The organism is Campylobacter subantarcticus LMG 24377, assembly GCF_000816305.1.
GTDB classification, from domain to species: domain Bacteria; phylum Campylobacterota; class Campylobacteria; order Campylobacterales; family Campylobacteraceae; genus Campylobacter_D; species Campylobacter_D subantarcticus.
Genome location: NZ_CP007773.1, coordinates 848,840 through 862,009 on the forward strand (window position 1 = coordinate 848,840; position 13,170 = coordinate 862,009).

Consider the following 13,170-nt stretch of genomic DNA (forward strand, 5'->3'; position numbering starts at 1 on the left):
CCTTTTTTAAGAATTTTGATTATTAGCTGCATTAATCATATTTGTAATAACACTTGCTTGGTTATTTAATTTCGCAATAATACCATCGTAAGCAGCCCATCTAGACCACATTGTATCATATCTACTTTCTATAGATTTTTTAGTGTTTTCTATAGTTTCATTTAAATTTTTTGATTCTTTTGTTAAAGACTCTTTGTATCCTCCAAATGATCCATCAGAACTTATAATTTCACCCATAGTATTTTTTAATATACCAAAAGTTCCAGTTTCTTCTTTATATACCGAATATAATGTTTTCGAGCTTAATCCAAATTGTTTTAAAAATTCATTATCTCCTTGAATTTCTAAATCACTTCCTGATGTTCCCTTGATTTTAAATTGAACACTTGTTTTATCATTACCCTCATTAATAATTTCAAAACTAGCTTCTAAACCTTCCAAACCAAAACTATTAATGTGATTTACTAAATTTTGTGCCATTTCTACATTATCTTTTCCACTTAAAACAAATTTTTCACCATTTTTTGTTTTAGATAAATCTATTGTTTCATCATTATAAATAATTTTAAATTTTCCTTCTTCAAAAGTTATAGGTTCAGGGGTTGTACCATTTGAAGTTTTAGTTGTTTTTGAAAAATCAACCTTATCTCCAGTCAAATTTAAATCTTCAAAGCCATTGTGACCTACAAAAAATTTCTCTGCCATTTGAGGATCTTCATTAAATTTAGCATTAAATTTTCCAGAATCAAATGTTAATATTCCATCATTTAAAGTTAAGCCATAATCAGCTAAAGACAAACTAACTTTTGCTGAAACTTTAACCCCATCAGAGCTATCACTATCCCCTACTGTTACTGTTCCATCTACGGTTAGTGTTTTAAGTAAAATTTCATTCACTTGGGTTTTTATACTATAAATTTCACTTACACCTACAAAATTTCCTTTTGTCCCAACTTCTGGATCATATTTAGTAGCAGCTGTGATATTAGCCATTAAATCATTGTAAGCGGTAGCTAAAGTTTCTAAAGATTGGGCTATAGCTTCTGTATCTTGTGTAACATTAAAACTAATTTCACCTTTTTGTTTAAGCTCTAAAGTTGTATCTGGTGCTATATCTGTAACAGTATTGCTTGATCTAATCATTTTAACACCATCTACAGTGAAAATCGCATCCATACCTTTTTGTATATGGTTTTCATTATTTGATTTAACATTGTATCCTTGAGGGGTGCTAGTATCTAATTCTATGCCAAATCTATCACTAAGTAATTTTGTTGCTAGGGGATCTCTTTTGTAATTACTCTTATCAATATTTCCATTTTCATCAACTGCATATCCACCATCAAAAATACTAAGTTCAGCATCTGGAGAAGTGGTAGTAAATTTTAATTTACCATTTCCTGCTTCTTGTAAATCTAATTTTACCTTTCCATTGGTTTTGGCTTCTAAGTCTTTAGCTAAACTTTCATAAGTAGTTTTATCATCTATATCTATAGTATATCTGTCGTAACTATCACCATTTTTAACTACAAAAGTAAGAGAAGTTTTTTCACCTTCTCCTAAAAGTTTTATTTGAGAAAGATCGTTAGTGTTTAAAGGGGATAATTCGGAAAAACGACCTTCTATTTCATTCTTTTTTGAATTTGATTCTCCTGTGCCTATTTTTGGTCTAAAACCAAACATACCGCCAGCACTGATACTATCTTTATCAATACCCCATCCCATTTTTTCTAAAAATGCTTCATCGCCTGAAAAAGAAATATTGTTTTGAGTGCCCGTTTCGGTGCTTTGTATAACCAAACGATAAGGATTATCTCTATCTCCGGTATTAACTAATTTCGCTTCTATTTTACCACCGCTAGCTGCATTAATTTTTTCAGCAAGTTGTGCCACTGTTGTATTTTGATCAATATCGATTTTATAATTTTTACCATCTTGAGTTATAGTAAAAGATACACTTTTATTTGTTTCATCTTGGTTTAACCCTAAGCTTTGTAAAACAGAAGCAGTTTTATCTTTAAAACCATTGCTTTGATATACATCTTTTTGAGCAAGCTGTTCTACTACAACTTTCATGTTTTTAATATTCGATAAAGAGCCTACAACCAAACTAGCAGCAGCACTATCTCCGCTTACACTTGGGGAAACTTTTTTCTTGTTAAACTGTGTTGCATCGCCAAGACTATTTACAGCAGTTTGAAAAGCAAGTAATTTAGCCTCAAGTTCTGCCAAATCTTTTTGTCTTGAAGTATTGGTTTCAAGTTGTGAGTTATAAAGACTCAAATGTGCATTCATCTCTGCTTCTTTGAGTTTATTTAAAGTATCACTTGTTAAAACACCTGAACCTATCCCTAAACTTCCTAAACTACCTACCGCCATAACTAACTCTCCTTATCAAAAATAGTTCCTATAACACCTTTAAAATGCTCTATTAGCTTCATAACTTCTTCACTAGGAATTTTACGTATGAGCCTACCAGTGTCTTTTTCAATCACATTTACATATATTTCGTTGATTTTATCATTATATGCAAAACGCACATTTGTTTCCAAAGTTTCCATTTGTTGGTTTAACTTTTCTGTCGCATTTTTCAACTTATCATTTAAATTCTCATCTTGATCTTTTAAATCGATTTGTTGTTTGTTTTCTTGTTGAGATGTTTTTTCCGCACTCTTTGTATTTAAATGAGTGATATTTACATCTCTTTGAATATTACCAATGTCCATTTAAACTCCTTTTTAAAAGACTTCAAAACACACTATCGACGTAATTTCAAAAAAATTAATATTTAAATATAAAAATTTATATTTTTATAAGCAAAAAGTGTTCTAAAAAAACTTAAAACTAAAAAATTTCAAACTTTTTGAAGAATTTCTCATCATTAGGGAGCAATTTTTTTGCAATGAGCTTATCGATAACTTCTTTAGAGCAATTAGTCATTAAAGGCCATGCTTTATGATAATCTTCTAGCAAACCTTTGTTTGTCGCATCAATCCCAACACAATCTTTTTTTATAAAAATGTCTCTTTTTGCATCGATATTGTTTACGATACGCCATACTAACATGTAGGGATTTTCTAAAATGGCATCTTGATCTAAAAAGGCCAAAATTCTAAAGTGTTTTTTATAAATTTGTAGTTTTTCAAACACTTGAACAATTTTTTCTTTTTTATCAATCAAAACCACGCTAATTGGTGCGAAAGTTTGAGTGTAGAATTGTTTTAAATTTAAAATACTTGAATCTTTCTCTTTAAATAATTGAAGCAAAGTTTCATCCTTTAAAATTTCTAGTTCTACTTTTTTTTCATCACCACATGCATCAAGCCCTGCTTTCCCGCCATAGCAATAAGTGCTTGAAGCGTGATCGAGTTGATCGCAAATTCCTTCACTAATAAGCAATTTTTCTTCATCAAAACGGTTGAGTATATAAGGTATGAGTTTGTCATAGTCTTTTAATGAAGGTGCATTTTCATCTATGAAAATAGCATGTTTAACAAAGCTCATTTGTCCTACACCCCAAAATGTATGCATGATTTGTTTTGCGTGTGCAGGGTATTTTGCTTCTATTTTGGCTAAGATTAAGTTATGAAATACTCCATTTTCTGGCATATTATAATCGATCAAATCAGGTGCGTTAGTTTGAAGTAAAGGTAAAAAAACTCTTTCGGTGCCAAGCCCCATGTACTTGTCTTCTAATGGAGGTTTTCCTACAACAGTAGCTTGATAGATTGCATTTTTTTTAGCAAAAATTTTCTCTACTTTTAATACAGGACAAAGTTCAACCGGAGTGTAAAATCCCGTGTGATCTCCAAAAGGCCCCTCAGGCGCAAATTCATTGGGATCGACAAAACCTTCTATTACAAAATCACTATCATAAGGCACATAAAGCGGGTTGCTCTTGCATTTTGCTAAAATGGCGGGTTTTTTCTTGATGAAACCATAAAGCAAAAGCTCAAAAATTCCTTTTGGTAAAGGTGCTTGTCCACACCAAATATACAAAGGATCGCCACCTATGGCTATGCTAACTGGCATTTTTTGATTTGCTTTTTTATACTCATGAAAAAAATGACTCGCATCTTTATGAATTTGCCAATGCATAAGCAAAGTTTTATCATCAACAACTTGCAAGCGATACATCCCAAGATTATTTTGTTTTCCATCTAAACTTTGAGTGTAAACTTGCCCCATAGTGATAAAAGGTGCAGCATCTTTTTCCCAGGTTTTTAAAATAGGAATATCACTTAAAGAATTTAAACTTTTATAGGTGAATTCTCCTTCTTTTTTAATGCGTTTAGGTGGGATATTTTTTAGATCTAATAAAGTCTTGAAAAAATTTAATTTTGCACCAAAACTCTGCGGAATATGCATTTTCAATAAAGAGCTAATTTCTTTAGCTACTTCTTCATGATCTCTTCCAAAAGCTAAATTTAAAGCTTTTTCATTACAAAAAGTATTTAAAAGCACCGGATAGTCATACTTTTTGCCATTTTTTACCGCATGAGTAAAAAGTAAAGCTTTAGAATCTTCCTTTTTGACTTCTATATAAGCTAAATGCGCCATTTCAAGATCAACATCAACAGGATCGTTGATGATTTTTAATAGATGATTTTTTTCTAAAAGTTCTATAAATTTTTGCATTTATATCATACTCTCTGCTTCTTTTAAAATTTCTCTTGCTCCTTTTGCTATCATTTCTTTAGCCAAAAGTTCACCTGCATTAACATAGTCTTGTTTTTTAATAACTCTTTTTTCTTTTAGCAATTTACTTGCATCAGGCAAGCCTACTATGGCACGAATTTCTATATTATCTTGAAGAATTTTTGCATTAATGCCTATAGGTACTTGACAGCCACCTTCTAAAGTTTTGATAAAGTCTCTTTCTATATGAGTTTCTATAAAGGCATTTTCATCATTTAAGCATTCTAGGTATTTTAAAATTTTTTCATCATTAATACTTTCTATGCCTAAAGCACCCTGAGAGGCTGCAGGTATCATCTCATCAAGCTCAAAAGCTTTGACATGTTTAATTGTTTTATCTAAACCTAAACGTTTGATACCAGCTAACGCTAAAATGATCGCATCAAATTCTTTTGCTTTAAGTTTTTCTAAGCGTGAGTTGATATTGCCTCTTAAAGAAATGATATTTAAATCAGGTCTTAATGCTAAAAGTTGCATTCTTCTTCTAAGGCTTGTGGTGCCAACTTTTGCACCTTTTGGAAGTGCAGTTAGGTTTTCATAATGTTCGCTTAAAAAAGCATCATTCACAACTTCTCTTTTTGAAATAGCAGCTAAAACTAGACCATCAGGGAAAAAACTTGGCACATCTTTTAAGCTATGTACAGCCAAATGCGAATCGCCTCTTAACATGCTTTCTTCAAGTTCTTTTGTGAAAAGTCCTTTTCCACCTATTTTTGCCAAAGGTGAGTCAAGTAAAACATCGCCTTTGGTTTTAAATCCTTCTAGTGTAATTTTTAAATTTGCATGTGTTTGCAGTAATTGTTCTTTTACGTGTTCACTTTGCCATAATGCAAGTTGACTTTTTCTTGTTGCGATGATTAATTGCATTTTTTATGCTCCTGTATGATTTCTACATCAATGATTTCTTCTTCGTTGTTTGGTGTTTGGTGTTTTTTGGATTTTTTATGAGTGAAAAATTTTAAAACTGCCATGAAAAACAACAACAATATGCCTAAAAATGAACTCAAAATTCCCGGTATTAACAGTAAAATTCCTACTATGGTTAAAGAAAATAATTTAATCATACCAAATAAATTAGTATGGGTATTTTGCATGGTGATGAGATTGGTCCAAGTTTTTGCTAAAAACATTGCCCCTAAAAACATGCTTGCAAAAACTATCATAAAAAAATTTAAAAAACCAAAAAAAACAATAAACAAAACACTTGCAATTAATTCTAAAACCAAAAAAGCACTAAGGTTGACTTTTGCTATCATAAAATTTTCTCTAAGTGTGGAATGATTTCTTGTGTTTTTAACACCTGTTTTTCTAAGGTATTTCTGTGGATTAGCTCAACTTCATCTTTTTCTAAGCCCTTGCCAATAACTAAAGCATAAGGAAATCCCATTAATTCAAAGTCGTTGATTTTTACTCCAAAGCGCTCATTTCTATCATCAAACAACACTTCTTTATCTTTAAAATGGTTATAAATTTGTTCAGCTAATTCCATAGCTTTTGTATCTTTTACATTAGAAACAATGATATCTAAAATAAAAGGTGCTAAGGTTTTATTCCAGATACAACCTTTTTCATCATGACTTGCTTCTATAGCAACAGCTACCAAGCGACTTACCCCCATGCCATAGCAACCCATAGTAAAAAACTGTGCTTTGCCATTTTCATCTAGATAACTTGCATTCATTGCTTTAGAATACTTGCTACCAAGTTTAAAAATATGCCCTACTTCAATACCTTTGCTTTGTTTGAGTTTGTGTTGGCATTTTGGACAAAGATCGTGTTCTTTGACTGCTGCAAGATCTTTAAAGCGTTCTTTGTTTAGATTAACTACGTTAATACCTACTAAATGATAATCTTTTTTGTTAGCCCCGATAATCATATTTGTTTCGTTTTCAAGTTCATGATCGATATAAAAATCAACACCATTTAACCCCACAAAGCCGATAAATCCGGGCACTAAACCCGCTTTTACTAATTCTTCCTCGCTTGCATCGGTTAATTCTAGCGCATTGGCTGCATTAAGTGCTTTAACCTCTTGTAACTCATCATCACCACGCACAAAAAATACCACGATTTTTTCTTCATTTTCATAAATAGCTTTTTTTGCAATAGCCTTAATGGTATAGTAAGGGTTAATCTTGAAAAATTCTGCTAACTCTTCTATGGTTTTTACATTAGGAGTGTGAAATTGTGTTGCAAAATCTGCTTCGGGTCTTTCATCTTGGCAGGTTTTTTTAGCTCTTTTTGCTGCTTCGATATTAGCTGCATAGTCACAGTGTTCGCATAATAATATATCATCTTCGCCATTTTTAGCCAAAACCATAAATTCTTTCGAACCGCTACCACCAATGGCTCCACTATCAGCCTCAACAGCTCTAAATTCAAGCCCTAATCGTGTGAGAATTTTGCTATAAGTCTCGTGCATGAGGTTAAATTCTTTATCTAAATCTGCTTCACTAGCATGAAAACTATAGCCATCTTTCATTAAAAATTCTCTACATCTTAAAAGTCCAAATCTAGGTCTAGCTTCATCTCTGAATTTCAAGCCAATTTGATATAAGTGTAAAGGAAGTTGTTTGTATGAAGTAACTTTATTTCTAACTAAAGCCACCATAGCTTCTTCGTGGGTTGGTCCTAAAACAAAATCGTTTTCTTTTCTATCTTTAAAGCGTAAAAGTTCTTTGCCAAATACATTAAACCTTCCACTTTCTTTCCAAAGATCAGCTGGGGTGTTAAAGCTTAAGTTTACTTCTAGAGCTCCTGCTTTATCCATTTCTTCTTTGATGATGTTTTTGATTTTATCTAAAACTTTTTTTCCTAAAGGTAAAAAATTATACAAGCCACTTCCAATTTGCTCTACAAAAGCACCCTTAACTAAAAATATATGACTTGGTAGTGTAGCATCTTTTGGATTTTCTTTTGTACTTACGGCATAAAATTTACTAAATTTCATGATTATTCTCCAAATTAAATTCACATTTATAAAGGTTTAAACCTTCCATATTTTCATTTTTTAAATCAAATACATAACGCATTGCATTAATCACTGAATCATTTTGCATGGTTCCGCTTAGTTTTTTAAGATTTACACTAGGATGGTGCAAAAAGGCATTCATTACTTGTCTTATAAGCTTTCTTGCTTCTTCATGATTTGAGTGTTTTAAATACCCTTTTTCTATAGCTTTTTGCAATTCTTTGTTGACAATTCCATCAGCTTGCAAACGAAATTGTTTCACTAAAGGCAAGGTTGCTAGCTTGCTTAAATGCTGAAAAAACTCATTTGTCATAGTTCCTACTATAGAGTAAGCAATTTGAGCTTGATGTTCTCTTAGAGTTAAATTTTTTCTTACAACTTCTTCTAAATCATCAACAGCATAGACTATATTTTTTTCATTTGCTTTTACATCGATATCCCTAGGCACTGCTATATCAAAAAAATATCTTTTATAATTTTTTTCTTCTAATAAATCATGAGTTATGATAGCATGTGGAGCATTAGTAGCACTAAAAAAAACTTCATATTGATTTAAGGTATTTTTTAAATTCGCAATACTTTCACAACTTGCATTTTCGCCTAAATCTTTACAAAGCTTCCTTGCTTTTTCTATGTCTCTATTAAGTATAAGCACTTTAGCTTTTGCATTTAAAAGGTGCTTACAGGCTAATTCACTCATCTCACCTGCCCCAATAACAACAGCTGTTTTATTTTCTAAATTTACAAGCTCTTTAGCTTTTGCTACTGCTACTGAAGCGACTGAGATAGGATTTTTTGAAATTTCAGTTTGATTTCTAACATTGGCTGCGCATTTAAAAGCATAATGAATAGCTCTAGTTATATGCACACCACACCTTTGCTCTTGCAGAGCAAACTTATACGCTTCTTTTAATTGTCCGGCAATTTGTGTTTCACCAATAACCAAGCTATCAAGTGAACTAGCTACAGAAAAAAGATGGTGAATAGCACCACTATCCTCATAAAAATCTGCCTTGGAGTTAAGATTTTCTTTATCAACATTACAAAGTAAACTTAAAGTTTTTAAAACATGCTCGCCAACACCTTCTAATTCTCCTACAAAAAGTAAAATTTCAACCCTATTGCAAGTGCTAAGCACTAAACTTTCTAAAATTTTATTATTAGTATGGATTAATTTTAGTAATTCTCTTTTTTTGTCTTCATTAGAAAAGGAAAGTTTTTCTCTAGTAGTAATATCTGTATTTTTGTGCGTAAAGCTGATGCAATAATAATGCATTAAAATTCCCTTTCTATTATACTTTTAATAATATCTTCTAAGTCTTTTATATTGTATTTTTCTATGGATTTTAGTGCATTATTTGCATAAGTGTTTAGTTCTTGGCTAACTTGATTAAAAATTTCATGTTCATGCATTTTATTTTTAATCCAAGCAAGCTCATCCATACTTAAATCTTTCTTGTAATAAGACTTAAGTATTTTTTGATCTTGTGGATTTAATTTTTCATATAAATACATATATGCAAGAGTGGTTTTACCTTCTTTAAAATCATTCATAGCAGGTTTACCCAAGGTTTGTTCATCACCTTTAATATCTAAAATATCATCTACAATTTGAAAAGCTAAACCTAAATTTTTACCATATTCTGCAAAATCATTTTCATCTAAGCCAGCAAGTATTGCACCGCTTCTTGCGCTAGCTTCGATTAAAACTGCAGTTTTATTGTATATCATTTGCAAGTAAGCATTTTTGTTAGTGTTGAAAGTTTCACTTAAATTTACATCCATTAACTCTCCAATAGAAAGCTTTACTACTGCATTAGAGATAACTTTTGCAAGTTTTAAATCTAAAAGCGAGAGTTCATAAAAAGCTTTTGAATATAAAATATCACCCAACATAATGGCATTTTTTGCGCCAAATTCTGCATTGATCGACTTTACACCTCTTCTAAGTTTTGCCTCATCAATAACATCATCATGTAGCAAACTCGCAGCGTGAATTAACTCTATAATGGCACAAATTTTATAACTGATTTCATTTTCATTGGCGATTTTTAAAAGTAATTTTGAGCGTAATTTTTTTCCGCCTTGAAGTTTTGAACTCATCGTTAAAATAGGTTCGTAATTTAACTCTGATAAAAATTCATGCATGTATTGATCGATCTTTTGCACTATGCTTTCCTTAGTTTTCTTATATTGTATTTTATTAGATTTTACTTTAGTTTTGGTTAAGACTAGCTTTTCTAGGGTCTAAAAATTCTACTTCTAATCTTTTATCTCTATCTTCTATATAGATAGTAAAAATAGCTTCGCGTTTTTTAAAATCACTAAATTCTAGTATTAATCTTGCTCTATCTATATGCGGATTTTTATAATCAGGCACTAAAGTTTGAACCACCCAGTTTAAATTTCTTCTTAAAGACATGACAAATTGTCTGGGATATTTTTTGTATTTTGAATATACGATAATATTAGTTTGATCAAACAAAGTCCATGAGAAGTCAAAATGATAGATTTCATCAGGGTAATCAATCTCTTTAATTCTTACACTCGCTTTTTCATCTTTACTTAAGGTAAATTGATAGGTATAGTCAAAAAAAACTTCAGCTTTAAGTAAATTAGAAAATAAAAATATCCACCAAAACCAACGCAAAATCAACTCTCATGCCCTAAAATTTCAGCGCTTAAGCCTATATAAAAGTCATTTTTTCTTTCATCTATCAAAAGAGAATTTTCCATTTGAAATTGAGCAACATCTGTTTCGTTAAGGTTATTTTTTTCTAAAAGTTCTATCATAGCAATGTGATCTGCTAGTAATTTTTCCATTACATTTTCTAAAGCACCTAGGTTTGCGTATTTTATTGTTTCTATAAATTTTTCTTTAGGAGTTTTAGCAAACATTTCATCAAAAATATCCATATTTTAACCTTTCATGTGAGTTTGAATTTTTTCTATTAAAGTGTTTTTATCATTAACTTCATCTGGTTCTTTAACTTCTTTATGCCAAGCAATATGTATATAATCTACATTTGCATTTTTTGCACAAAGTCTGTCTTTTAAGCTATCGCCTATAAAAAGACTTTTATTGTATTTTGCCTCATCTGCAATCAATCTTAACATCATAGGATCAGGCTTAGCTTCTATACCATAACTAACGCCTAAAATTTTATCAAAATACGAAAGAATGTTTTGTTTTTTTAAAATAGGCACTAAGCTTTCTTGTGGCGCATTGGTAGCAATGGCCAAATAGCACCCATTTTTTTTACAAAAATCCAAAACTTCAACTACTCCATCAAAAAGCACCACGCTTTGGTCATAATGCTTGATAAAATACTTCTCATAACCTTCTTTGAAGCTTGTGTGAGAGTAAGTATCAACGCCATAAAAAATCTTAGCATAGTTTTGCCCTGGAGTGTTGATTGTATCAAGGATAAAATCTCTTTTTAAAGGTTCAAGATTTAAATCAGCTCTTATTTCATTTACTGCACATACAATAGCATTAGCGCTATCTATTAAAGTTCCGTCCATATCAAAAATTACATTAATCAATATTCATCCTTAAATTTAGTTTTATGTTTGTCTTTTTTATAGCTTTGATTTTTCTTTAATTTGTACAAAGCATTTGCTTTTGAAACAAGCGTTTTTTGATCTAAGCCATCATCTAAGCACTCATTGACAAAAATTTCCAAAGCCTTAGTATAGGTAGAATCTAAAAAAACCGCTTGAATTTTTTCAAAAATCTTAGCATTTTTTTGCATTCTTTCTCTAAAAAGTATCATATCAAAATCTTCTCTTTTTAATGCGCTGATTGCAGAATTGGTAAATTTTTCCAAAGCTCTTACGTATTTTACCCTTAAGGCTTTTTCTTCATTTTTCATTCTGCTGCACTTGTGTTGATTCTACATTGTAATGCCTCTTGGACTAAATTTCTTGCTATGGAAGCTTCTGCATCTACAATGTGTAAGTATTTATCAGTATGAGGGAAGATGATCTTTGCTCCCATACCACTTGTTTTTAACACTGTTTTGATAGGTTTGTTTAGATTGGAAAGCACTTGATAAAGCATATCAAGTTTTGCTTCATTGCTTATGGTTATAATCGCGACTGAGCATTCTTCGATATTGGCTATTTTTAAAGTTTCTACTTGTGCAACATTTGCAAAAAATACATTTTCATTTCTACTTCGACCAAGTTCGACTAAATTCAAGTCATTCTCTAAAACCAAATAAGGAATACCTGTTTTTTTGATTTTTTGTACGACTTCTTGACCTAATCTTTCATAACCAAAAATAATAAAATGATCCTTCATTTTTTGATCACAAAGATAAAATTTAGCCATATCATTTTGCTCACCCTCAGCCGCATTGGCTATTTTTCTAAGATTGTTTAAAATAAATGGTGTTGCAACCATTGTTACAATAGAAACTATGATAAAAATTTGCGCAGTTTTTTCATCTAAAAGTGAATTAACTTGCATGAGTGAAAATACTGCGAGTGCAAATTCTCCAATTTGAGAAATACTTAAAGCTGTTTTTAATGCTACTCTTTTTCTAGTATATAAAACCAAAAGACCATAAATAACTACAAACTTTACAACCAAAACTAAACTTACAAATACAAAAATCAAAAACCAATTTTCAAAAACAAGATGAAAATCTATCTGCAAGCCAACACTAATAAAGAAAAATCCCAAAAGTAAATCTCTAAAAGGTACCAAATCTGCTTCAATTTTGTGCTTGTATTGTGTTTCTGCTATCAAAGCTCCGGCTATAAAAGCACCTAAAGAGTATGAAAAACCAAATGAGTGCGCCAAAAAGCTTGCGCCAATCACAGTAAAAAGAATGGTCGCGATAAAAATTTCATTTGCATTAGTCTTAATGATAAATTTTAAAATATAAGTAAAAAGGTATTTGCCTATAAAATAAAGCAAAACAAGTAAAATCACAGCACTGACTAAAGTCGTAAATAAAAGCTTTGAAATATCAGCGTTTTGAGAACTAAATATATCAATCATAAGCAGTAGTGGTATTACTGCAATATCTTGAAAAAGTAAAATTCCTAAAGCTTTTCTGCCATATTCTTCGTTAATATCGCCATTATCATTAAGTATTTTTAAAACTATAGCAGTGGAGGATAAGGCTAGAGCAAAACCTGCTATCATCGCGATATGGCTTGCTATACCTAAAATATAAGTTACAAGCAAAGTGCAAACCAAACCACAAGTTAGCATTTGCAAACTTCCGTTTAAAAACACTTCTTTTTTCATTGCTAAAAGATGCTTAAATGAAAATTCAAGCCCTATGGTAAACATTAAAAAAACTATACCAAATTCAGCTATATGTATGATGATTTCATTGGTGCTAAAGCCATAAAATTCACGCACAAATAAACCTGTAACTATATAACCTATAATAGTTGGAATACCAAATTTTTTAAGTATAACATTCAAAACAACTGCTACTGCTACTGCGGTCAAAAATAAAGTTATAAATGCATCCACTAAC

The 13,170-nt window shown here is 31.0% G+C and carries 13 protein-coding genes; all 13 read right to left on the reverse strand.

Annotation, left to right across the window (positions count from 1 at the left end):
• Positions 1-6: 6 nt before the first annotated feature.
• Positions 7-2,379, reverse strand: a complete 2,373-nt coding sequence (gene fliD, locus CSUB8523_RS09525) for a flagellar filament capping protein FliD (protein WP_052243669.1) — start codon at positions 2,377-2,379, stop codon at positions 7-9.
• A gap of 2 nt (positions 2,380-2,381) precedes the next feature.
• The gene (locus CSUB8523_RS04520; RefSeq protein WP_039663663.1) at positions 2,382-2,726 is read right to left on the reverse strand and encodes a flagellar protein FlaG; all 345 of its coding nucleotides are present in this window, start codon (positions 2,724-2,726) and stop codon (positions 2,382-2,384) included.
• A gap of 118 nt (positions 2,727-2,844) precedes the next feature.
• A complete protein-coding gene (locus CSUB8523_RS04525) occupies positions 2,845-4,638 on the reverse strand; it encodes a menaquinone biosynthesis decarboxylase (RefSeq protein WP_043019759.1) in 1,794 nt (597 codons plus the stop codon).
• The gene (gene hemC, locus CSUB8523_RS04530) at positions 4,639-5,565 is read right to left on the reverse strand and encodes a hydroxymethylbilane synthase (protein ID WP_043019760.1); all 927 of its coding nucleotides are present in this window, start codon (positions 5,563-5,565) and stop codon (positions 4,639-4,641) included.
• Positions 5,556-5,954 (reverse strand): FxsA family protein, encoded by a 399-nt coding sequence (locus CSUB8523_RS04535; RefSeq protein WP_043019761.1) that lies wholly within the window; start codon positions 5,952-5,954, stop codon positions 5,556-5,558. Before CSUB8523_RS04535 ends, hemC begins: the two co-directional genes overlap by 10 nt.
• Entirely contained in the window at positions 5,951-7,651 is a 1,701-nt protein-coding gene (locus tag CSUB8523_RS04540; RefSeq protein WP_148308449.1) for a proline--tRNA ligase, read from the reverse strand. Before CSUB8523_RS04540 ends, CSUB8523_RS04535 begins: the two co-directional genes overlap by 4 nt.
• Complete coding sequence (gene hemA, locus CSUB8523_RS04545) at positions 7,638-8,945, reverse strand: glutamyl-tRNA reductase (protein ID WP_039663674.1); 1,308 nt, start codon at positions 8,943-8,945, stop codon at positions 7,638-7,640. The genes CSUB8523_RS04540 and hemA overlap by 14 nt, the downstream gene beginning before the upstream one ends.
• A complete protein-coding gene (locus CSUB8523_RS04550; RefSeq protein WP_043019763.1) occupies positions 8,945-9,838 on the reverse strand; it encodes a polyprenyl synthetase family protein in 894 nt (297 codons plus the stop codon). The genes hemA and CSUB8523_RS04550 overlap by 1 nt, the downstream gene beginning before the upstream one ends.
• 46 nt (positions 9,839-9,884) lie before the next feature.
• Positions 9,885-10,325: a hypothetical protein gene (locus CSUB8523_RS04555; protein WP_043019764.1), complete on the reverse strand. Its 441-nt coding sequence runs from the start codon at positions 10,323-10,325 to the stop codon at positions 9,885-9,887.
• Positions 10,322-10,585, reverse strand: coding sequence for a DUF2018 family protein (locus tag CSUB8523_RS04560; RefSeq protein ID WP_043019765.1), 264 nt, complete (start codon positions 10,583-10,585; stop codon positions 10,322-10,324). Before CSUB8523_RS04560 ends, CSUB8523_RS04555 begins: the two co-directional genes overlap by 4 nt.
• A 3-nt stretch (positions 10,586-10,588) precedes the next feature.
• Complete coding sequence (locus CSUB8523_RS04565) at positions 10,589-11,215, reverse strand: HAD family hydrolase (protein ID WP_043019766.1); 627 nt, start codon at positions 11,213-11,215, stop codon at positions 10,589-10,591.
• Positions 11,212-11,544, reverse strand: a complete 333-nt coding sequence (locus CSUB8523_RS04570; protein WP_039663684.1) for a hypothetical protein — start codon at positions 11,542-11,544, stop codon at positions 11,212-11,214. Before CSUB8523_RS04570 ends, CSUB8523_RS04565 begins: the two co-directional genes overlap by 4 nt.
• Positions 11,541-13,166: a glutathione-regulated potassium-efflux system protein KefB gene (locus CSUB8523_RS04575; RefSeq protein ID WP_043019767.1), complete on the reverse strand. Its 1,626-nt coding sequence runs from the start codon at positions 13,164-13,166 to the stop codon at positions 11,541-11,543. The genes CSUB8523_RS04570 and CSUB8523_RS04575 overlap by 4 nt, the downstream gene beginning before the upstream one ends.
• Positions 13,167-13,170 lie beyond the last annotated feature (4 nt).

What these genes read in the sequence shown, in the direction of transcription:
- fliD (WP_052243669.1), bottom strand. Translation starts at nt 2,379, where the DNA reads ATGGCGGTAGGTAGTTTAGGAAGTTTAGGGATAGGTTCAGGTGTTTTA.
- CSUB8523_RS04520 (WP_039663663.1), bottom strand. Translation starts at nt 2,726, where the DNA reads ATGGACATTGGTAATATTCAAAGAGATGTAAATATCACTCATTTAAAT.
- CSUB8523_RS04525 (WP_043019759.1), bottom strand. Translation starts at nt 4,638, where the DNA reads ATGCAAAAATTTATAGAACTTTTAGAAAAAAATCATCTATTAAAAATC.
- hemC (WP_043019760.1), bottom strand. Translation starts at nt 5,565, where the DNA reads ATGCAATTAATCATCGCAACAAGAAAAAGTCAACTTGCATTATGGCAA.
- CSUB8523_RS04535 (WP_043019761.1), bottom strand. Translation starts at nt 5,954, where the DNA reads ATGATAGCAAAAGTCAACCTTAGTGCTTTTTTGGTTTTAGAATTAATT.
- hemA (WP_039663674.1), bottom strand. Translation starts at nt 8,945, where the DNA reads ATGCATTATTATTGCATCAGCTTTACGCACAAAAATACAGATATTACT.
- CSUB8523_RS04560 (WP_043019765.1), bottom strand. Translation starts at nt 10,585, where the DNA reads ATGGATATTTTTGATGAAATGTTTGCTAAAACTCCTAAAGAAAAATTT.
- CSUB8523_RS04570 (WP_039663684.1), bottom strand. Translation starts at nt 11,544, where the DNA reads ATGAAAAATGAAGAAAAAGCCTTAAGGGTAAAATACGTAAGAGCTTTG.